At 63.3% G+C, this 19,913-nt stretch carries 19 protein-coding genes; 11 read left to right on the plus strand and 8 right to left on the minus strand.

Translation table 11 applies throughout. The annotated features are described in order from the left end of the window. Positions 1–11 precede the first annotated feature (11 nt). From pnuC to IB232_RS11360, 3 genes are read left to right on the plus strand one after another with little or no spacing between them, the layout of a single operon-like run. Positions 12–575, plus strand: a complete 564-nt coding sequence (gene pnuC, locus IB232_RS11350; RefSeq protein ID WP_192398680.1) for a nicotinamide riboside transporter PnuC — start codon at positions 12–14, stop codon at positions 573–575. Further along, positions 572–1,093: an AAA family ATPase gene (locus IB232_RS11355; RefSeq protein ID WP_192398682.1), complete on the plus strand. Its 522-nt coding sequence runs from the start codon at positions 572–574 to the stop codon at positions 1,091–1,093. The genes pnuC and IB232_RS11355 overlap by 4 nt, the downstream gene beginning before the upstream one ends. Before the next feature lie 55 nt (positions 1,094–1,148). Continuing rightward, a complete protein-coding gene (locus IB232_RS11360; protein WP_192398683.1) occupies positions 1,149–1,802 on the plus strand; it encodes a potassium channel family protein in 654 nt (217 codons plus the stop codon). A gap of 55 nt (positions 1,803–1,857) precedes the next feature. On the opposite strand, the gene IB232_RS11365 is transcribed toward IB232_RS11360, so the two are convergent. After that, a complete protein-coding gene (locus tag IB232_RS11365) occupies positions 1,858–2,403 on the minus strand; it encodes a hypothetical protein (protein ID WP_192398685.1) in 546 nt (181 codons plus the stop codon). 200 nt (positions 2,404–2,603) lie between these two features. Between IB232_RS11365 and osmE the strand changes: the two genes are divergently transcribed. Continuing rightward, positions 2,604–2,936 (plus strand): osmotically-inducible lipoprotein OsmE, encoded by a 333-nt coding sequence (gene osmE / locus IB232_RS11370; protein WP_192398687.1) that lies wholly within the window; start codon positions 2,604–2,606, stop codon positions 2,934–2,936. A 309-nt stretch (positions 2,937–3,245) separates the two neighbouring features. Further along, positions 3,246–4,514 (plus strand): sensor domain-containing diguanylate cyclase, encoded by a 1,269-nt coding sequence (locus tag IB232_RS11375; RefSeq protein WP_225592246.1) that lies wholly within the window; start codon positions 3,246–3,248, stop codon positions 4,512–4,514. 1 nt (position 4,515) lies between these two features. Here the strand turns inward: IB232_RS11375 and IB232_RS11380 are convergent, their stop codons facing one another. Beyond that, a complete protein-coding gene (locus IB232_RS11380; protein ID WP_192398689.1) occupies positions 4,516–4,809 on the minus strand; it encodes a DUF1883 domain-containing protein in 294 nt (97 codons plus the stop codon). Positions 4,810–4,956: 147 nt separating this feature from the next. Between IB232_RS11380 and IB232_RS11385 the strand changes: the two genes are divergently transcribed. From IB232_RS11385 to IB232_RS11410, 6 genes are read left to right on the plus strand one after another with little or no spacing between them, the layout of a single operon-like run. Beyond that, positions 4,957–5,433 carry a DUF2846 domain-containing protein gene (locus IB232_RS11385; protein WP_192398691.1) on the plus strand — a complete coding sequence of 159 codons (477 nt, stop codon included), beginning with the start codon at positions 4,957–4,959 and terminating at the stop codon, positions 5,431–5,433. 16 nt (positions 5,434–5,449) lie between these two features. Further along, positions 5,450–6,052: a DUF1344 domain-containing protein gene (locus tag IB232_RS11390; protein WP_192398693.1), complete on the plus strand. Its 603-nt coding sequence runs from the start codon at positions 5,450–5,452 to the stop codon at positions 6,050–6,052. 28 nt (positions 6,053–6,080) lie between these two features. Next, complete coding sequence (locus tag IB232_RS11395) at positions 6,081–6,401, plus strand: cupin domain-containing protein (RefSeq protein ID WP_192398695.1); 321 nt, start codon at positions 6,081–6,083, stop codon at positions 6,399–6,401. Positions 6,402–6,449: 48 nt separating this feature from the next. Continuing rightward, positions 6,450–7,478, plus strand: a complete 1,029-nt coding sequence (locus IB232_RS11400; protein WP_192398696.1) for an RNA methyltransferase — start codon at positions 6,450–6,452, stop codon at positions 7,476–7,478. Beyond that, positions 7,478–8,392 (plus strand): endonuclease/exonuclease/phosphatase family protein, encoded by a 915-nt coding sequence (locus IB232_RS11405; RefSeq protein ID WP_192398698.1) that lies wholly within the window; start codon positions 7,478–7,480, stop codon positions 8,390–8,392. Before IB232_RS11400 ends, IB232_RS11405 begins: the two co-directional genes overlap by 1 nt. Position 8,393: 1 nt before the next feature. Then, positions 8,394–9,671, plus strand: coding sequence for a leucine-rich repeat-containing protein kinase family protein (locus tag IB232_RS11410; protein WP_192398699.1), 1,278 nt, complete (start codon positions 8,394–8,396; stop codon positions 9,669–9,671). A gap of 44 nt (positions 9,672–9,715) precedes the next feature. Here IB232_RS11410 and IB232_RS11415 read toward each other — a convergent pair whose 3' ends face one another. The 6 genes from IB232_RS11415 to IB232_RS11440 form a co-directional block, all read right to left on the minus strand. Further along, complete coding sequence (locus IB232_RS11415) at positions 9,716–10,792, minus strand: polyamine ABC transporter substrate-binding protein (RefSeq protein WP_192398700.1); 1,077 nt, start codon at positions 10,790–10,792, stop codon at positions 9,716–9,718. Positions 10,793–10,842: 50 nt separating this feature from the next. Next, entirely contained in the window at positions 10,843–11,184 is a 342-nt protein-coding gene (locus IB232_RS11420; RefSeq protein ID WP_192398750.1) for a cupin domain-containing protein, read from the minus strand. 14 nt (positions 11,185–11,198) lie between these two features. Next, on the minus strand, positions 11,199–12,605 hold the full coding sequence (locus tag IB232_RS11425) for an NAD(P)/FAD-dependent oxidoreductase (protein ID WP_192398701.1): 1,407 nt from the start codon (positions 12,603–12,605) through the stop codon (positions 11,199–11,201). A 45-nt stretch (positions 12,606–12,650) separates the two neighbouring features. Beyond that, positions 12,651–13,472: a helix-turn-helix domain-containing protein gene (locus tag IB232_RS11430; RefSeq protein WP_192398702.1), complete on the minus strand. Its 822-nt coding sequence runs from the start codon at positions 13,470–13,472 to the stop codon at positions 12,651–12,653. Between the two features lie 246 nt (positions 13,473–13,718). Next, positions 13,719–19,250, minus strand: coding sequence for a calcium-binding protein (locus tag IB232_RS11435; RefSeq protein WP_192398703.1), 5,532 nt, complete (start codon positions 19,248–19,250; stop codon positions 13,719–13,721). 24 nt (positions 19,251–19,274) lie between these two features. Then, positions 19,275–19,727, minus strand: a complete 453-nt coding sequence (locus IB232_RS11440; RefSeq protein WP_192398704.1) for a hypothetical protein — start codon at positions 19,725–19,727, stop codon at positions 19,275–19,277. Between the last annotated feature and the right edge of the window lie 186 nt (positions 19,728–19,913).

A 19,913-nucleotide genomic window follows, 5' to 3' on the forward strand; every position in this document is an offset into this window, starting at 1 on the left:
CGCAAACTCTCATGACTCCCCTCGAAATCATCGCTTCCGCCCTCGGCATCACCTCCGTCTGGCTCACCGTGCGGCAGAACATGCTGTGCTGGCCCATCGGCCTGGTGATGGTGCTGCTCTACGCCTGGTTCTTCTTCGATGCCCGCCTGTACTCCCTGGTGCTGCTGCACGGCGTATTCGCCGCCATGCAGCTGTACGGCTGGTGGAAGTGGCGCCAGGGCGTGGATGAGAGCGGCCGGCGGCCAATCAGCAGTACCGGAACCAAAGAGGTGGCTATCGGCCTGGGTATGGCGCTGATCGGCGGCCTGCTGCTGGGCCTGGCCATGGATCGCTTCACCGAGGCCGTGTATCCCCAGATGGACGCCCTGCTCACCGCTTTCAGCCTGCTCGCCCAGCTTTGGATGGCGCTCAAGCGCTGGCAGTGCTGGGTGCTGTGGATAGTGGTCGATGTGCTCTACGTTGGCTTCTTCGCCTTCCAGGAATACTGGCTGACCGCCGGGCTGTATGGTGTGTTCACCGCTCTGGCCGTGCTCGGCCTGCGCGAATGGCGCGCCGCGCGGAGCAGCCTGGCATGAAAGTGGTGGTACTAACTGGCCCCGAATCGAGTGGCAAGACCTTTCTCGCCGAGCGCCTGCAGCAGCGCTTCGGCGGCCTGGTGGTCGGCGAGTACGTGCGCCACTTCATCGAACAGGAGCAGCGCGATACCAAACTGGCGGACATCCCCGCGATCGCCCGCGGTCAGCTGGCCTGGGAGGACGCCGCACGCGCGCAGAACCCCGATTTGCTGATCCTCGACACCCACCTGCTCAGCAATATCCTGTGGAGCCAGACGCTGTTCGGCGACTGCCCGGCCTGGCTGGAGCCGGAGCTGCTGGCCCGCCACTACGACCTGCACCTGTTGCTGTCGCCGCAGGATGTGGAGTGGGAAAGCGACGGCCAGCGCTGCCAGCCCGACCTGGCCGAGCGCCTATGCTTCCACCAAGGCTGCCGCGACTGGCTGCAGCGGCACCAGCGAGCCTGGGTCGATATCGACGGCGAGTGGGCTGCGCGCGAGCGCCAGGCCATTGAACAGGTACATCGACTGCTCGGCTGAAGCCCGCCGCCGCGCCGCCTAAACTGCCCTTCCACTCCGAGATCAGCACTGGATCATGTCGCCTATCACCTATATCCGCCTCCACCCCTCCGCCGGCCTGCTGTTCGTCCAGTTGCTCGGCGTGCTGCTGTATCCCTGGATGGAAAGCACGCAGATCGGCCGCGCACTGTTCGGTGCCTTCGGCCTGCTGGTGCTGGGCATGGCCCTGCATGTGGTCAAGCGCAGCCCGGTGCAGACCTGGGTGGCCGGCCTGCTGGCGCTGCTGGTCATAGGCCTGAACCTGCTCGACATGTTCGCCCCCAGCACACTGCTGGAAGCGTTGATCGCCATCCTGGAGGCCGCGTTCTACTTCTACGCGGCGGCCAGCCTGATCGCCTACATGAGCGCCGACCTGCACGCCAGCACCGATGAGCTATACGCGGTCGGTGCCACCTTCACCCTGCTGGCCTGGGCCTTCGCCCACCTGTTCACCTTCTGCCAGCTGCTGGCGCCCGGCAGCTTCGCCGCGGCCGTCGACCCCGAGGCGGCGCGTACCTGGATGGAGCTGCTGTTCCTTAGCTTCACCACCCTCTCCGGCGTCGGCCTGGGCGACATCATCCCGCTGACCCCGGTGGCCCGTTCACTGGTGATGATCGAGGAGTTCGCCGGGGTGATGTACCTGGCGCTGGTGGTTTCTCGACTGATCGCCATGACCGTGGCCAAGCGCTAAGAGCCAGAAAGAAAAAAGCCCGCTGATGCGGGCTTTTTCATGCATGAGGGGCGGGTTACTTCTTCACTTCGAAATCGCGGCCCCACAGGCGAATCGACTTCACTTCCGCGCTCGGCCCTTCGAAGACGAATTTCTGCCGCACGCCGGTCAGCGCCGGGATGGTTACGTCGTCCGGGTTGAGCAGGCCCGGCAGCGGCGCGCTGGAGTAGCCTTCCTGGTCGATGGCCAGCAGGGCGCCGGTCTGGCGCAGGTTGATCAGGCGCAGCGGCTTGTCGGTGGTGTTCTTGAAGCCCAGCAGTGCGCTGAGGTTACCGTCTTCGACGGTCTCGATCTTGAGCAGCTGCACGCTGACCTGGCCATCGAGCTGCTCCAGGTTGGAGACGACGATCGAGCCATCCGCGCCCTGGGCATCCACCCGACCTTCGGTGACGCCGTCCGACACACCGCCCAGCAGGTTCTTGCCGGCGGTAATCGCTGTGGACACGGCGGCCTTGGCGGAATCCTTGATGGTGCTCGTCTCGCCTGCCGCTTCCTCGGCGAAGGCAGCCTGCGTGCCCAGGGCGAGCATCAGGGCGAGGGCCAGCGGGGAAATCCTGTTCATGGTCGTACTCCTGTAATGACGACGGCTGAAAAGAGCCACAGATTGCTCGCCGGCCGCCGAAAAAGCGAGTCGGCGAACGAGGAATTGCCGGCTGGCTAACGATTCTCCTGCCCAGTGCCCCAGGAGAAAACTCGAACTCCGCGGCGACGGCTTCGCTCCAAGTACCAGGAGCCAGTCCGGCTCGCACACGGAGTGACAACATGTACAAGCACACTTTGGCGATACTGGGCCTGGCCGCCGCGGTAACCGGCTGCTCGACCATGGAGAATCCGGCGGACTACGCGACCTACCGCCACGAACCCCTGGTGCAGGATGTCCGCGACGGCATGACCAAGGACGAGGTACTCACCATCGGCGGGCCACCCTCCTCCGAGGTGCAGAACACCGTCACCGCCGGCACCTGCAACAACTACATCCTCAATGTCGACGGCAAGGAGCAACCCTACTACGTGACCTTCACCAGCGAAGGCCGCGTCGAGGGCAAGGGTTTCATGACCTGCGAGCAGCACCAGGACAACAAGCGCCGGCTCTGACAGCCGAACCGAAAAGACCCGCTGCCTTGCAGCGGGTCTTTGCATGGGGCTTAGAACAACAGCTGGAACAGGCCGATCACCACGATCAGGCCGATGATGAAGATGATGCCTACGGTCCCGCCTAGAAACTTCAACATGCTGGGCTCCTTATTTCCGGGTTCACGCAGTGTGTGACCGCCGTACCCGCCGCAACGTTTCCCCTGTTTGCCTCGCCGCTCCCGACTCGCTGGGTGGAAAACCCAGGCGAATTGCCTCGAACGGCTGTGCATAATGCGCGCATCAATGCCGACGGAAACGGATGCTCGCGCCTTGTCCCTCTCACTCCTGTTGCTCTCCTGCGCCCTGCCCGGCCTCGTCCTGCTGACCGTATTGCTGCGCCAGCACCGGCAGTTGCGACAGGCCGATGCGCTGCTGCAGGAGCTGGACCAGGGCGTGCTGCAACTGCATCGCGACGGGCGGGTTGCTCGGTACAACCGGGCGGCAGCCGAGCTGCTGGGGTGCGCCGGCCACAGCCTGCGTGGCGAGCCCGTGCAGCAGTGGCTGCCACAACCGCTCGCCGATGAAGCCCAGGTATTGGCGCGCGGTAGCGACGGCCAGCAACGCTCCCTGCGGGTAACCCGCCTGGCCAGCGGCCACCTGCTGCTGCGCCCGCTGCAGACCGAGGCTGAACGTTTTCAGCGCAGCCAGTACTTCGCCCGCATAGGCACCTGGGACTGGGATATCGACACCAATCGCCTGTACTGGTCAGAAGCCATCTACGCCATGTTTGGCCACCCGGTCGGCGCGGTCACGCCGAGCTACGAGCTGTTCTGCCAGAGCGTGCACCCGGACGATCGCGAGCACGTGCGCGCCGGCGAACTGCGTTGCATCGAGACCGGCGAGAACCACGACGAGGAGTACCGGGTGATCTGGCCGGACGGCACCGTGCGCTGGCTGCGCGAGACCGGCAACGTGATCAAGGACGCCAACGGCACGCCGGTGAAGATGATGGGCGTGGTGCGCGACATCACCGAGGAAAAGGCCTGGGCCAGCCAGATGCACCGCCTGGCCCATCACGACCCGCTGACCGGCCTGCCCAACCGCCTGGTGTTCGAGGAGCGCCTCGGCAACGCCCTGGAGCGTGCCCGCTGCAGCGACTCGCGGGTGGCGCTGGTGTTCATCGACCTCAATGGCTTCAAGGCGATCAACGACCGCCTCGGCCACCGGGCCGGCGATCAGGTGCTGGTGACGATGGCGGCACGCCTGCGCGAGGCGCTGCGCGGTTCGGACAGCGTGGCGCGGCTGGGTGGCGACGAGTTCGTCGCCATTCTCGAAGGCCTGTCGCCGGCCCATCCGCCCGAGCTAGAGGGTCAGGCCATCGCCGGCAAGCTGCTGGCCGTGCTGAGCCCGCCGGTGCCGGTGGACGACAGCCTGCAGCAGATCGGCACCAGCCTGGGCATCGCCCTGTTCCCCGAGCATGCACAGAGCATGGACCGTCTGATCCACATCGCCGACCAGGCCATGTACGCGGCCAAGCGTAGCGGCGACAACCAGTACCGCCTTGGCCAGGTACTGCCGCTACGCGCTCAGGGCGAGTGAATCAGGCGCCGGAGCGGCGCACGAACTTGATCGAGTATTCCATCTGCGGCTTGCGCGTCACGCTGATGGCGCGGCGCGTGACGGTGTCCAGGGTAATGTTCCAGAAGCCGCTGCTGGGCACAGTGATCCGCGCCGGGAACTTGTCGAAGGCACCACCGTGATAGGTATGACGGCCGCCATTGCGGTAGCTGCGGAAGTTGGCGTCGTTCATCAGACGGATATTGCAGGGCTGCGAGCAGTGAATCACGACGATGTCGTCTTCGTTGAGCTGCTCGCGCTGGTGGATGAATTTCATGCGTCGGGGTCCTGATGGGGTGAAGCGGAGCGCGACGATACCATGAGCCTGTAGCGCAGGCAGGTTCCGGCGATGGAACGTAGCTATTCATAGCCCAGCGAAGCGCTGCTACGCTGGGTTGAGCAAAACGTCCCGTCAGGAGTATTCATGCGTCTACCCGCTCTCGCGCTCGCCCTGTTCACCCTCGCCGGCTGCGCCGGTCCCGGCTACTTCGAGGCGGTGCCGCCGAGCAGTCCGGAGCAGGCCGTTGTCTACCTGTATCGCCCCGAGGCGGACAATCCGGGCCGGCAACCGCTGCGTTTCTCCTACCCGGACGTGCTGATCGACGAGCAGAGCGTCGGCACCCTGCAATTCAACTCCTACCGCCGCGTCGAACTGGCGCCGGGCCGCCACAGCCTGCGCATCACCGGCCTCACCCGCCAGGCCAAGTGGGAGCCGCGCGATATCAAGCAGAACTTCTCGGTCGCTCCGGGCGAGGTCAAGTACCTCAAGCTCGATGTGCGCTTCAATCTGAGCGAGATGACCCTGGGCACTCCCGGCCCCAGCTACCTAATCCACGTGCGCCCGATGCGCGCCGACGACGCCGTTTACGAGATCCGCAATACCCAACCGCAAACCCCATGAGGCAAGGAGCTACCCCATGAGCACCAAGCACTTTCTCGCCCTGTCGCTGACCGCCGCGCTGATCAGCGGCTGCCAGAGCAACGCCAACGACGAGCTGAACACCGAGTACGACCGCACCGAGGCCTATACCGAAGGCGTGCCCGGCGGCGCGGTCACCGAGACCGACGAGATGCAGGCCAGCGTCACCGCCATCGACCCGGCCAAGCGCAGCTTCACCCTGAGGGATGACGACGGCAACAGCCGCACCTTCCAGGCCCCGCCGGAGATGCACAACTTCGACCAGCTCAAGGTCGGTGATCGGGTCCGCGCCGTGGTCGCTCTGGAGCGCATCGTCTACCTGCGCCAACCGGGCGAGGTGGCGACCGATGGCGCCGCCGGCGTGGCCGCTACCGCGCCGCTGGGCAGCAAGCCGGGCATGCTGGTGGCCGACACCATCGAGATCACCGCGCTGGTCAAGGGCATGGACACCACCCTGCGCACCGCCACCCTGCAGTTGCCCGACGGCAGCGAGCGCACCATCAAGGTCCGCCCGGACGTCGACATGAAGACCGAGTACCTCGGCCGTCAGGTGGTACTGCGCATGACCTCCGCCTTCGCCATCAGCGTCACGCCGCAGTAACGGCCAGCGAGAGCAACGAGGCAAGCCCATGCCACCCAGAGTGACCGGTCTGCTGCAGTCTCCCGATGGCAAGCCAGGGGAAGAGCAGTTCATTCCCCTGCTGCAGACCGGGCAACTGCGCCTGGAGCAGATCGTCTCGCGCGGCCAGGCCAGCCCCACGGGCTTCTGGTACGACCAGCCGGCACCTGAGTGGGTAGCGCTGCTAGCCGGCAGCGCCACCCTCGAATTCGACGACGGCCACCTGCCACTGGCGGCCGGCGACGCCCTGCTGATTCCCGCCCACTGCCGCCATCGGGTCGCCGAGTGCTCGCAGGATGCCATCTGGCTGGCCCTGCACTTCCAGGCCTGACCGGCAGCCCTACGCCGTATCGACGGCCAGTGATAGCATGCGCGCCCCATGCGAATCTCCGACATCCACCAGCGCCTCGCCGACCTCGGCGCCCTGCCCGCCCATAGCGGCCGGGTGATTCGCGCCTGGCTGCAGGGCAAACCGCTGAACACCGGCACCAAGCGCCAGCACACCGAGCACTTCCTGCCGCTGTCCGTGCGCAATGGCCTGCCGCAGTTGAGCGACGAACTGGAAGGCCTGGCCCGGGTACGCTCCGAGCACCCGGCTGCCGACGGCTCGGTGCGCCTGCTGGTGGAACTGGGCGACGGCCAGATGGTGGAGAGCGTGCTGCTGCCGCGCGGCGGCCTCTGCGTGTCCACCCAGGTCGGTTGCGCCGTCGGTTGCGTGTTCTGCATGACCGGCAAGAGCGGCCTGCTACGCCAGGTCAGCAGCGCCGAAATCGCCGCCCAGGTGGCGCTCGCGCGCCGCTACCGGCCGGTGAAGAAAGTGGTGTTCATGGGTATGGGCGAGCCGGCGCACAACCTGGACAACGTGCTGGAAGCCATCGACCTGCTCGGCACCGACGGCGGCATCGGCCACAAGAACCTGGTGTTTTCCACCGTCGGCGACCCACGGGTGTTCGAGCGCCTGCCGCAGCAGCGGGTCAAGCCGGCCCTGGCCCTGTCGCTGCACAGCACCGACGCAGCCCTGCGCGAGCGCCTGCTGCCCAAGGCGCCAAAGATCACCCCCGAGGAGCTGCTGACCCTCGGCGAAACCTACGCCCGCCAGGCCGGCTACCCGATCCAGTACCAGTGGACCCTGCTCAAGGGCATCAACGACAGCCAGGAGGAAATGGACGCCATCCTGCGCCTGTTCAAGGGCAAGTACGCGGTGCTCAACCTGATTCCCTACAACAGCCTGGAAATGGACGAGTACCAGCGCCCGGACGGCGAGCGCATCGTGCAGATGGTGCGCTATCTGCACAGCCGCGGCGTACTGACCAAGGTGCGCAACAGCGCCGGGCAGGACATCGACGGCGGCTGCGGCCAGCTGCGCGCCCGCGCCGAGCGCGTCAACACCAGCCGGCTGCACGGCTGATGCTGCGCCTGCTCGCCTGCTGTGCCGCCTTGGGGCTGCTCTCGCCCTGGCTGGTGACGCTGCTGGCGGATCACTCGCAGCACCTGGCCTGGCTGTTCGACCTGGCCAGTCACTGGCAGTGGCTGCACCTCGCCCTGCTGCTGGCGTGCCTGGCGCTGCTGGCGCGGCGCCGGCCGCTCTGGTTGCTCCTGCTGCCGCTGGCCATGTTGCCCTGGTTGAGCGTGGCGCCGATGCTGCCGCAGCACACCGGCGAGCCGCGTCTGGAACTGCGTCTGATCACCGCCAACCTGCAGCAGAGCGACGATGCCCGCGCCCTGCGTGCCTGGCTCGACGAGCAGCCTGCCGACCTGGTACTGCTGCAGGAGGTCACCCCAGCGCTCGCCGGGCAGCTGGCCCGCTGGCAGGACTATCCGCACCGCGTCCTTGCCCCCGCCGACTCGCCCTTCGGCCTCGCCCTGCTGTCGCGCCTGCCGCTGCAGAACGGCCGGATTCGCCGCGACAGCGACGACATCCCGAGCATCGAGGCAACCCTGCACAGCGGCGACCGGGCCGTCAGCCTGAGCCTGGTACACCCGATGCCGCCGCTGTCGCCCTACTGGCACCACAAGCGCAACCTCGGCCTGCAGCTGGCGCTGCAGCGTAATGCCGCCGCTGGCCAACCCGGCCTGCTGGCGGGCGACCTCAATGCCAGCCCCTGGTCCCAGGCCACCCGCGACCTGCACGACCTCGGCTGGTACCGCGCCAGCGACCTGCGCCCCACCTGGCCGGCCCTGGGCCAAGGCTGGCTGGGCATCGCCATCGACCAGGTGCTGGTCCACGGGTCCTGGCGGGTCCTCGAGCAGGACCTGGGCCCGGACCTCGGCGCCGATCACCTGCCGCGCCGCCTGCACCTGCAACTGCTGGAAAGCGACTGACATGCAAAGCCTGGAACAACTGCGCCGCGGCGAACTGGCCGGCATCAGCCGCCTGGACCTGGCCGCCGACCTCGATGAGTTCCCTCGCGAGATCTTCGACCTGGCCGACAGCCTGGAGGTACTCAACCTCAGCGGCAACCGCCTGCGCGCCCTGCCCCACGACCTGTCGCGGCTGCACCGGCTGAAGGTGCTGTTCTGCTCGGACAACCCCTTCGAAACCCTGCCGGAAGCGCTCGGCGACTGCCCGCAGCTGGAGATGGTCGGCTTCAAGTCCAACCAGCTGCGTGAGGTGCCCGCCGCCGCGCTGCCGGAGAAGCTGCGCTGGCTGATCCTCACCGACAACCGTATCGAGTCCCTGCCGGCCGAGCTGGGCGAGCGCCCGCGCCTGCAGAAGCTGATGCTAGCCGGCAACAGCCTGAGCGAGCTGCCGCCAAGCCTGGCCGGGCTGCACCGCCTGGAACTGCTGCGCATTGCCGCCAACCGCCTGGAGACCCTACCCGACTGGCTGTTGCAGCTGCCGCGCCTGGCCTGGCTGGCCTTCGCCGGCAATCCCGGAAGCGACCGCGCCGAGGCGGCCGCGCTGGCCAGCCACCCGCAGGCGCCCATCGCCCGCGACCAGCTGGAGCTGGGCGAGCTGCTCGGCCAGGGTGCCAGCGGCCTGATCCATCGCGCGCGCTGGGGCGAGCGCGAGGTGGCGGTGAAGCTGTTCAAGGGGCAGATGACCAGCGACGGCCTGCCGCACAGCGAGATGGCCGCCTGCCTCTCTGCCGGTCGCCACCCGCAGCTGCTGCCGGTGATAGGGCCGTTGCAAGCGCAGGCCGGCGAGCCGGATGGCCTGCTGCTGGAGCTGCTGGAGCCGCGCTTCCGCGTACTGGCGGGGCCGCCTTCGCTGGCCAGCTGTACCCGCGACTGCTACGGACCCGAGCAGCGCTTTTCCGCCGAACAGGTGCAGGCGCTAGCCCGCGGCGTGGCCGGCGCGCTGGGGCACCTGCATGGCCAGGGCATCCTGCATGGCGACCTGTACGCCCACAACCTGCTGGTCGACGGCCACGACTGTCGCCTCAGCGACTTCGGTGCCGCCTCCTTCTTCACCCCTGGCAGCGCCCAGGGCGCGGCCCTGCAACGCCTGGAGAGCCGCGCCTTCGGCATCCTGCTGGAGGAGTTGCTGCAGCGCTGCGACGCGCCACCGGCCGACCTGCAGGCGCTGGCCGAAGATTGCCAGCAGTCCGCCACGGCCCGGCGCCCGGCCTTTGCCGAGATACTCGAGCGCCTGAAATGACGAAGCCCCGGATCGGCCGGGGCTTCAAGAGCGAATGAGGACGATCAGGTACCGCTCTTGACCTTGCTCCAGATGCGCGTGCGCACCCGGTCGATCTTCAGCGGCATGGCCTCCAGGGCGTACAGCTTGCTCATCACCTCCTGCGGCGGGTAGACCTTGTTGTCGGCCTTCAGCGCCGGGTCGACCAGGCCGTCGGCCTTGGCGTTGCCATTGGCGTAATGCACGTGGTTGCTGATGGCGGCCATCACCTCCGGCTGCAGCAGATAGTTCATGAAGGCGTAGCCTGCCGCCTCGTTCGGTGCGTCGGCCGGCATGGTGACCATGTCGAACCACATGGGCGCGCCTTCCTTGGGAATCACATATTCGATCTTCACCCCGTTGCCCGCCTCGGCGGCGCGGCTGGCAGCTTGCATGATGTCGCCGGAGAAGCCGATGGCCACGCAGATGTCGCCGTTGGCCAGATCGCCGACGTACTTGGAGGAATGGAAGTAGCGCACGTTGCCGCGCATCTGCATCAGCAATGCCTCGGCCTTCTTGTAATCGTCGAGGTTCTGGCTGTGGTGTGGCAGGCCCAGCTGGTGCAGCGCGATCGGCAGCATCTCCGGGCCGTTGTCGAGAATGGCCACGCCGCACTGGGCCAGCTTGGCCATGTGCTCGGGTTTGAAGATCAGGTCCCAGGAGTCCACCGCCACGCCCTCGCCGAGCACGGCCTTGACCTTGTCGACGTTGTAGCCGATGCCGGTGGTGCCCCACAGGTAGGGGAAGCCGTGCCGGTTGCCCGGATCGTTGGTCTCCAGGGCCGTCATCAGCACCGGATTGAGGTTGCTCCAGCCAGGCAGCTTGCTGCGGTCGAGCGGCTTCAGTGCGCCGCCCTGGATCTGCCGGGCCATGAAGTGGTTGGAGGGGAACACCACGTCGTAGCCGGAACGCCCAGCCATCAGCTTGGCGTCGAGGGTCTCGTTGCTGTCGTAGACGTCGTAGTGGGCGGCCTGGCCGCTGGCCTTCTCGAAGCTCTTCAGGGTGTCCGGGGCGATGTAGTCGGTCCAGTTGTAGATGCGCACGCCATCGGCGGCCTGGCTGGCCGCTGCGATCAACATCAGCGGGAGGATCTTCTTCAGCATGGGTTACCTCGTTGATTGTTCTTGTTAGGCAGTGACGCGGGTTGCACCGATCAGAAGATCAGCACGAAGGTCTTGCGCACCGTCTCCTGGATATCCCAGATGCCGGTGGTGTTGGCCGGCATCATCAGCGCGTCGCCGGCGCGGATCTCGATCGGCTCGCCGCCGTCCGGGGTGAAGGTGCAGCGCCCGGCGATGAAGTGGCAGAACTCCTGCTGTACGATCTGCCGCCGCCAGCGCCCTGGGCTGCATTCCCACACGCCAGCCTCGACGCCATCGCTGCGCTCGACGCTGTGGGTACGGGTTACCGCATGGGGCTCGCCCAGCGGCACGGCCACCGGGTTGACCTCGTCCAGAGCCAGCTCGGCGGTGTTCTTGAAGTGGTCGATGTTCATCGGATTCTCCGCAGTCATTTCATGAAACCCTCCATAAAGCCCGCCACGCCTTGGGCCAGACGGCGGCGCCAAGGCGCGCTGTGTGGGTCGGCCAGCACCCGGTCCTCATGCACGAAGCTGCGGATGATGGCGTTGTAGCCGAGCCAGCGCAGCGGCTCGGGCTCCCAGCCGGGCAGGCGCTCCAGGCCGGAGTCGCCGTACACCCAGGGCTGGCGGGTCAGTTGGTTGTCCTGACCGAGGATCAGCGCCGCCAGCGTGCGGCCGCCCAGGTTGCTGGCGCCGACGCCCTCGCCGCCGTAGCCGCCGGACAGGGCAATGCCGTTGCGCGTATCGCGCAGCATGTGCGGGTGGAAGCGCCGGGCCATGCCCAGGTTGCCGCCCCAGGCGTGGGTCAGGCGCACGTCGCGCAGCTGCGGGAACAGCTCACCGAACAGATAACGGCGCAGCTCGCGCTCGTCCTCGGTGAGGTTGAAGTCGCTGCGCAGCTGGCCGCCGAAGCGATAGCCGCCGCGGGCGCCGAACACCAGACGGTCGTCGGCGCTGCGCTGGCCGTAGGTGACCTGGCGACTGGCCTCGCTGAAGGCCTGACCGCGCGCAAGACCGATCTCGGCCCAGGTGGCCGCCGGCAATGGCTCGGTGGCGACGATCAGGCTCTGCACCGGCAACTGGTGGTGGCCCAGCGGCGGCAGGCTGGCGGCGTAGCCTTCGACGGCCGGCACCACCCAGTCCGCGCTGACGCTGCCGCTGGCGGTACGGACCAAGCCACGTTCCCACTCGGTCACCCGGCTCTGCTCGTAGAGTTCGACGCCCATAGCCTCGACGCAGCGCGCCAGCCCGCGCACCAGCTTGGCCGGCTGGATGGTCGCGCAGTGCGGGCTGTAGAGCGCGCCATAGGGATTGGCCACGCGCAGTTGCTCGGCCAGCTCGGCCGGCTCGAGCCAACGATAGTCGTCCTCGCCCAGGCCGAGGCCGCGCAGGTGCTGTAGATGCTCCTGCAGGCCGCTCAGCTGTTCCGGATAGCGCGCCGCGCAATAGAGCACGCCACCCTTGCGCAGATCGCAGGCGATGCCCTCACGTTCGGTGACGCTCGCCACTTCATCGGGGATGCCGTGCAGCAGGTCGAAGGCCGCGCGCCGTGGCTCGGCCGGCAGGCCGGCGAGCAGACGGTCCTCGCCAAGGATATTGCCCATCAGCCAGCCGCCGTTGCGCCCGGAGGCGCCGAAACCGGCGGTCTCGGCCTCGAGCACTACGACGCGCAGCTGCGGTGCCTGGCGCTTGAGGTAGTAGGCGGTCCACAGGCCGGTGTAGCCAGCGCCGACGATCACCACATCGGCACGCAGGTCGGCCTGCAGGCTCGGCCTCGGCGTCAGCGGCTCGTCGAGCTGATCCATCCACAGGCTGATGTTGCGCCACGAGGTCATCGGGGTCTCCGTCGTCGGTTGATCGGCAGAGACTAGTGAGGTGGCTCAGGGCTTGTCTTGCGTGCGGGCCCGCGAGGAAGTTTGCTTGAGGTAGGCCTTGGGCGTCATGCCCATGCGCTCGCGGAAGCACTTGTAGAAAGCCGACAGCGAGTTGAAGCCGGCGGCGAAGGCCAGCTCGTCTACCCGCCTCGGGTCGCTGCCCGCCGCCAGGCCGTCGAGCAGATGCTGCAGGCGCGCCTGGTTGACATAGCGGTAGAAGCTCTGCCCCAGCACCTGGTTAAGCAGGTGGGAAATCTGGTTGCGGCTATAGCCGGTGGCCGCGGCCACCTGTTGCAGGTCCAGCTCCGGATCGAGAAACGGCCGGTGCTTGTGGAAGTAATCCTGCAGGTCCTGCGCCAGCAGGCTCAGCTGGCGTGCGGACAGGCCCAGGCGGCTAGTGGCCGGACGCGAACTGCCGCCCTCGCCTGCCGAACGCGCCTCGTGCACCAGCGTGGCGTACTCGTTGATCCGCCAGATCAGTCCGTCGCGCACAGTGATCGCCTCACCGGTACGGAACGACGCCAGGCGCTCGCCGCCCTGCAGGGCGAAGCGGTACTGGATGAATGCCGTGTGGCCATCGATGCGGATGCGGTCGACATGCTCCAGCAGTTCGCCGGGGCGCCGCGGCAGGTTGTTCTCGACGTACTCGCGCAGGTCGGCCAGGTGCATGGTGCGCTGCTGGAAGAAGTCGTTGTACTCGATGTCCGGGTGATACAGCGTCAGCACCGCTTCGAGGTCGCGGTGCTTCCAGCTCAGGTGGTAGCGCAGGATGGTCTCGCGAGTACGCTCGGTCTGCGCGGCGTCGTCGGGGAAGTCGCTGGTGTACATGCAGTACTCGGGTCTATGAGTCTGCTCCAGATTGCCGCACCGATCTCAACTCATCAATAACTGACCAAAACACCCTTCATCAGCTTTGGTTAGAGATATAGCCTGGATGTGATCACGAAGACTTCGCAGAAAGTAAAGTGCAATCAGAGCGACTTGAGCGCTACGCGCTCGCAGGGAGTCAGTGCCGCGGCCCAGAATGCAGAAGGCCCGGCAGATGCCGGGCCTTCTGTTTTCACTCGATAGCTATCACTGCCAGTTGGCTGCGATGACTACATCCAGTTGCTGACGTTGATCGGCAGTCAGGTTGCTCTCACCGCCAGACGGTACACCGAAGCTGGCCATGGCATTCACCAGGTTTTGCACCTGGCTAGCAGTCAGAGCACGACCATCCGCGACCTGGAGCTGCTCGACCTGATAGGAACTACTCGAATACCAGTTCTTAATGCTGACACTATCATCAGTACCAATCACTTGGAGTTTGAGGTCATTCCCCGAGCGACTCAGCCAAAGCTCTTCTGCATCGATATCGCTACCGAACTGAAGTACATCCACCGCACCGGTATGGCTACCGGTTTCGACAATGCTATCCACACCATCACCTAGGTTGAATAGGTAGGTGTCGCTCTTGTAGCTGCCGTTCAGCGTGTCGTTGCCGGTACCACCTGCCAGTACGTTGTTGTCGGAGGAGCCGGTATCCGTCCTCAGCACATCGTCACCCGCCTCACCGAACAGGCGGTTGCTGCCATCGCCACCGTCGAGGGTGTCGTTACCGGCACCACCGCGCAGTTCATCGGTACCTGCATGACCAATCAGCGTCTCATTGCCGGAACCACCCTGCTGTACCCAGCCGTTCGCAAACAGCTGCGCCCAAGTCAAAGTTGTGCCATCGGCAAACTCGACTTTCTCAATGAGCGTCGTAGAGCCCCAGGTAGCCATCACCGTGGTCGAGGTCAGTGCATTCTTCAGCACCACCTTGTCCACGCCGTTGGCATGTGCAATCACCAGATCGACACCGGAGCGCTGGAATTGCAGATCCTCCAGCTTGATGCCCTCGCCGAAGCGCAGTACATCCACTGCGCCGGTCTGAGTGCCAGTCTCGACAATGCTGTCCACACCATCGCCCAGGTTGAACAGGTAGGTGTCGCTCTTGTAGCTGCCGTTCAGGGTGTCGTTGCCGGTACCACCGGCCAGTACGTTGTTGTCGGAGGAGCCGGTATCCGTCCTCAGCACATCGTCACCCGCCTCACCAAACAACCGGTTAGTGCCATTGCCACCGTCAAGGGTGTCGTTGCCAGCGCCACCATGCAACTCGCCCAGGTTGTCCCAATCAGCTAACGAGTCGTTGTGAGCCGTGCCGTATACTGTCATTTGCTTGATATCAGCGAGGGCCCACACAGTACCGCCAGCGAAACGGATCTCTTCGAGTTTGTAGTTGCTCGCACCATTACTGTTGAAGTAATTGCTCACAGTAACTTTATCGGTCGAACCCACCAGCGACAGGATCAGATTGTCGCCCGAGCGAGTGACCTGGATGTCGCTCGGAGCGATGTCCGCCGCGAACTCGATCGCATCTACCTTACCGGTACTGCTGTCGTTATTGCTGACCGTGTCCTGGCCCCAACCACGACTGAAGCGATATACGTCGCTACCAGCATCGCCGCTCAGGCTGTCGTTGCCAGCGCCACCGTCGAGCACATCATTGCCGTTACCACCATTCAGGTTGTCGTTACCGGCATCACCACCCAACACATCATTGCCTGCCGCACCAGACAGATAGTCGTTGCCGGCACCACCATTGAACTGATCATCGCTGGCATAACCAGTCAGGTTGTCGTCGCCGCCAGTGCTACGCAGCGCCAGCTCCTTGACCTGGTCGACGCTCCAGCTCGTGCCATCGGCAAAACGAATTTCCTCCAGCTTGTAGGTGCTAGCACCATCGCTGGTGAAGTAGTTGTTCACCGTCACCTTATCGGTCGAGCCCACCAGAGACAGAACCAGATTGCTACCCGAGCGGGTAATGATGATGTCGCTCGGGGCAATGTCCGCCGCGAACTCGATCGCATCCACTTTGCCGGTGCTGGTGTCGTAGTTGTTGACCGAGTCCTGACCCCAGCCGCGAGTGAAGCGGTACACGTCGCTGCCGGCATCGCCGCTTAGGCTGTCATTGCCGACACCGCCGTCCAGCACATCATTGCCGCTGCCACCGTTGAGACTGTCGGTGCCAGCACCGCCATTGAGTGCATCGTTGCCGTTGCCACCGCTCAGGTTGTCGTTGCCCTCACCTCCATTGAGGCTGTCGTTGCCGTCATCGCCGGACAGATTGTCGTTACCGGCATCACCACCCAACACATCGTTGCCTGCCGCACCAGACAGATAGTCGTTGCCGGCACCACCATTGAGCTGATCATCGCTGGCATAACCGGTCAGTTTGTCGTCGCCGCCAGTGCTACGCAGCGCCAGCTCCTTGACCTTGTCGACGCTCCAGCTCGTGCCATCGGCAAAACGAATCTCCTCCAGCTTGTAGGTGCTAGCACCATCGCTGGTGAAGTAGTTGTTCACCGTCACCTTATCGGTCGAACCCACCAGCGACAGAACCAGATCACTACCCGAGCGGGTGATGATGATGTCGCTCGGGGCAATGTCCGCAGCGAACTCGATCGCGTCCACTTTGCCGGTGCTGGTGTCGTAGTTGTTGACCGAGTCCTGACCCCAGCCGCGGCTGAAGCGGTATACGTCATTGCCGGCATCGCCGCTTAGGCTGTCATTGCCGACACCGCCGTCCAGCACATCATTGCCGCTGCCACCGTTGAGACTGTCGGTGCCAGCACCACCATTGAGTGCGTCGTTGCCGTTGCCACCGCTCAGGTTGTCGTTGCCCTCACCCCCATTGAGGCTGTCGTTGCCGTCATCGCCGGACAGATTGTCGTTACCAGCATCACCACCCAACACATCGTTGCCTGCCGCACCAGACAGATAGTCGTTGCCGGCACCACCATTGAGCTGATCATCGCTGGCATAACCGGTCAGTTTGTCGTCGCCGCCAGTGCTACGCAGCGCCAGCTCCTTGACCTTGTCGACGCTCCAGCTCGTGCCATCGGCAAAACGAATCTCCTCCAGCTTGTAGGTGCTAGCACCATCGCTGGTGAAGTAGTTGTTCACCGTCACCTTATCGGTCGAACCCACCAGCGACAGAACCAGATCGCTACCCGAGCGGGTGATGATGATGTCACCCGGGGCAATGTCCGCAGCGAACTCGATCGCGTCCACTTTGCCGGTGCTGGTGTCGTAGTTGTTGACCGAGTCCTGACCCCAGCCACGGCTGAAACGGTATACGTCGCTACCGACATCACCACTCAGGTTGTCGTTGCCGATTCCACCATCGAGCACGTCGTCGCCGTTGCCGCCACTCAGCGTGTCATTGCCCTCTGCGCCCAGCAACTGATCTCGACCGTCCTCACCATACAACCTATCAGCACCCTCTCCACCTTTCAGCCAGTCTTTTCCGGCCCCGCCGTAGAGGGTATCGCTTCCTGCATCCCCGTCCATGAAGTCAGAGCCGGCATTTCCTTTCAGCGAGTTATTACCCGCCGAGCCGAACAGGAAGTCAGTCTGACCGCCTCCGGTAAGGTTGAGGCTATCGAGAGAAGCGAATGCCACGCTGCTGCTGGCACCGAGCTGTACCTGAAGTTCGGCATAGCGATTTGGCGTCAACTGACGAACCCAATCACCCGCAAGAGCAACCTCATTACCGCTCCATCCGGCACGGCCAGCGAGCACTGACCCAAGCTCGAGAAGGTCAACGATCGCCTTGATCGGATCGCTGGCATGTACCTGAGTAAGCTTGTCGAGAGCGCCACTGTAGTCTAGGGCCAAGCCGGACTCGGAAACCGTCAGAGATACTGCATCGCTATAGGGCTTCAGGCGCGTCTGCAACAATAACCCGTCATAGACAGACTGCATCAGGCTTTCATAGGCATTGTTCAGCAGCCTGATCTGTTCAGCATTGAAGGCGAAATCTTTCTCCGTCAGATAAACAGTCCGTACCTCAGTCAACAGCATTCTGACTGAACGGGAAATTGTGCCGGAGGCTACCTCGAAGCTGGCACTTTTCTGCCCATTTGCCTCCGTTTTGCTGGTACTGGAGAAGTTGAAGAAGTTCTGTGCGTTGAAAACCTCCAAAACACGAATCTTTTCCAACAGGCTTCGTGTGGCCAACTGCTCTGTCGTCGGACCGGAATCCCCGCCACCAAGTACAGCACTGCCGCCGGCCGTGCCGCCGCTGGCACCAGTACCGATACCATCACCAACAGGTTTCTCCCAGGAGTAGGCAAAGCGGACCTCGAGCCCTTCATTGCCCAGCTCACCGATTCGCTCATCCCAGGTACGGAAGTCCGCGGTTGCAGCCCAGGCTCGAACCAGGCCATCAAGCTTGGATAGTTGCTCCTGTCTAGTCGTCGCGGCCGAGTATGCGGACAGCGAATCGCGCAGCTCACTGCTACCCGCTGCAGCTTCGCGCAGGTCTCGTACAGCACCGGAGCCACGCATGCCAGGCAGCGTCTTGGATTGCTCATCCAACGGTACGGAGTCGGTGAACTCGCGATAAAACGGATTACTGGCCAGATCGAGGTTGGCAGCGAGGCTCTGGTTGTCGTTGACACCGCCCTCGCTGCCATCGCCACGAATGAAGGTGCCGGTGGCGCTGATCAAGTTGCCGTTGGAGTTCTGCCGGGTGGCGGTAGCATCCAGATTGATAGCAACGATATTCAACTCAGCCAGACTCTTAAGCTCGTTGGCCTGGGAGTTGCCGTCCTGGTTGAGGTCCTGCCAGACGCGCACATTAGCGAACTGAGCATCTTGAGCATCGAATACTTCATCGCTATTGCTGTCTAAATCACGCAGAGCATCAAAGCCATCGATGGCTTTCTCGCCATTAGCCTTGATGGTATCAACACCAAACAGTTCCGCACCGGTATCAATAATGCCATTGCCATTGATATCTAATGCCAAGAAGCCGTCGTCACCCTTGACCCAACCGGTGCCGGTTTTCAAACCGTCACCATTAAAGTCGAATGTAATGCCATTGTTGGTACCGACTGTTTCGATACCATCTCCATCGAGATCAAGTGCTAAAGGGTCTCGACGCTGTACAAAATTTTGTGCGGCGCTAAAATCTGTGTTAACGGAGCTGGAAACGATATTATCCCACCACCATTCGCCTGCCCACCCTCCAAATAATCCAGCTACAATTGCCGCACCAAGTGCAATTCCGCCACTAACGGGAAGAGTTGCAATAAATGCTGCAGCTATTGCACCGGCAACTATCCCCCCAAGAATTCCTGACGACACACGCCCTAGCTCGTCGTAATTTCCTTCTTTAATTGCCCAAGCCGCTTCTGCCAAATCAAGGCCATCACCAATTGGCCCCATGCTTTTAAGTACACCTGAAGCTTTATCCAAAAGAACGCCATTAATCCAGCGCTCGCTAGTAAGCCCTTCTTTTGAATGAGCCACTTCATTAAATTGATTTGACAGATTATTAAAATAATCAGCCCGAGATGCGTCACCCTCAGCTATCGCTCTTTCGGCGTATTTTTGAGCAAGCCTCTGAGCCGCCTGAAGATCGGCATAAGCCTTCCCGGCTAACTGATCATATGCCTGAGCCTCTGATTGAGCGAGATCAGAAAAATATTCTGCACTGTTTTTTGCTGTTTCATAGGCTAAGTCCTGGGAGAACTGGGTAACATCCTCTGTCAATTTTTCATTTTGATTACCGCTCATATCAAGCTCCTTCTCAGTGCCTTACTATATTTTTTCATTAAAACCTTTCAGTCCTTGACCAGCAAAATACAGGGCGCTTCCTCCTAGCGAGAATGCCACTGACACCAGAAGGCAAAGAGCTAAATTTGACTCTGCACCACCCCTAATCACGCGCATTGTCAACCCATTTCCACCGGGCATGTAGCCACCATACAGAATAAATACACCCCCATAACAGAACGTCGAAATAAGCAAGCCAAAAATCATCACCTCCCACGAACCAAAAACCTCGATTACATTTGTCTCATTGCGAAAAATGGCCAATATACAGGCCGCAAAGACAGAGGCTATCGCCGCGGCAACTACGCAATGCGCGCTACTAGCGACCGTCGGAAGAGCTTCACCTAGAGTTTGACTTTCTGGAAAAAGTAAGCAGGCCAACCAGAAGGCCAAAAAAGCCAGCATAAAACAAGTTTCAAAAACATATCTTCCGATCACTGATCCTCCTCAGATGAATCTATCTGTCTCTTAAACTTTCATCCTGATACTCCCTGAGAGGACTCAGGAAGTAATCGATCACCTTTCTCTTGTCCGTCTTCACTTCCGCCCGCACGGCCATGCCTGGCGACAGTTCGATCCTGTTCTCGCCGACCTGGATGCTGTTCTCCTTCAACTGGATGCGCG

The sequence above is a fragment of the Pseudomonas sp. PDM15 genome (assembly GCF_014851565.1).
Taxonomy (GTDB): Bacteria; Pseudomonadota; Gammaproteobacteria; order Pseudomonadales; family Pseudomonadaceae; genus Aquipseudomonas.

Bases quoted from the DNA above. Each gene is read 5' to 3' on its own strand.
- IB232_RS11425 (WP_192398701.1), bottom strand. From the start codon at position 12,605: ATGACCTCGTGGCGCAACATCAGCCTGTGGATGGATCAGCTCGACGAG.
- IB232_RS11385 (WP_192398691.1), top strand. From the start codon at position 4,957: ATGCGTCTACCCGCTCTCGCGCTCGCCCTGTTCACCCTCGCCGGCTGC.
- IB232_RS11395 (WP_192398695.1), top strand. From the start codon at position 6,081: ATGCCACCCAGAGTGACCGGTCTGCTGCAGTCTCCCGATGGCAAGCCA.
- IB232_RS11365 (WP_192398685.1), bottom strand. From the start codon at position 2,403: ATGAACAGGATTTCCCCGCTGGCCCTCGCCCTGATGCTCGCCCTGGGC.
- IB232_RS11410 (WP_192398699.1), top strand. From the start codon at position 8,394: ATGCAAAGCCTGGAACAACTGCGCCGCGGCGAACTGGCCGGCATCAGC.
- IB232_RS11390 (WP_192398693.1), top strand. From the start codon at position 5,450: ATGAGCACCAAGCACTTTCTCGCCCTGTCGCTGACCGCCGCGCTGATC.
- IB232_RS11355 (WP_192398682.1), top strand. From the start codon at position 572: ATGAAAGTGGTGGTACTAACTGGCCCCGAATCGAGTGGCAAGACCTTT.
- IB232_RS11430 (WP_192398702.1), bottom strand. From the start codon at position 13,472: ATGTACACCAGCGACTTCCCCGACGACGCCGCGCAGACCGAGCGTACT.
- IB232_RS11435 (WP_192398703.1), bottom strand. From the start codon at position 19,250: ATGAGCGGTAATCAAAATGAAAAATTGACAGAGGATGTTACCCAGTTC.
- pnuC (WP_192398680.1), top strand. From the start codon at position 12: ATGACTCCCCTCGAAATCATCGCTTCCGCCCTCGGCATCACCTCCGTC.
- IB232_RS11415 (WP_192398700.1), bottom strand. From the start codon at position 10,792: ATGCTGAAGAAGATCCTCCCGCTGATGTTGATCGCAGCGGCCAGCCAG.
- IB232_RS11420 (WP_192398750.1), bottom strand. From the start codon at position 11,184: ATGAACATCGACCACTTCAAGAACACCGCCGAGCTGGCTCTGGACGAG.
- IB232_RS11360 (WP_192398683.1), top strand. From the start codon at position 1,149: ATGTCGCCTATCACCTATATCCGCCTCCACCCCTCCGCCGGCCTGCTG.
- osmE (WP_192398687.1), top strand. From the start codon at position 2,604: ATGTACAAGCACACTTTGGCGATACTGGGCCTGGCCGCCGCGGTAACC.
- IB232_RS11380 (WP_192398689.1), bottom strand. From the start codon at position 4,809: ATGAAATTCATCCACCAGCGCGAGCAGCTCAACGAAGACGACATCGTC.
- IB232_RS11400 (WP_192398696.1), top strand. From the start codon at position 6,450: ATGCGAATCTCCGACATCCACCAGCGCCTCGCCGACCTCGGCGCCCTG.
- IB232_RS11405 (WP_192398698.1), top strand. From the start codon at position 7,478: ATGCTGCGCCTGCTCGCCTGCTGTGCCGCCTTGGGGCTGCTCTCGCCC.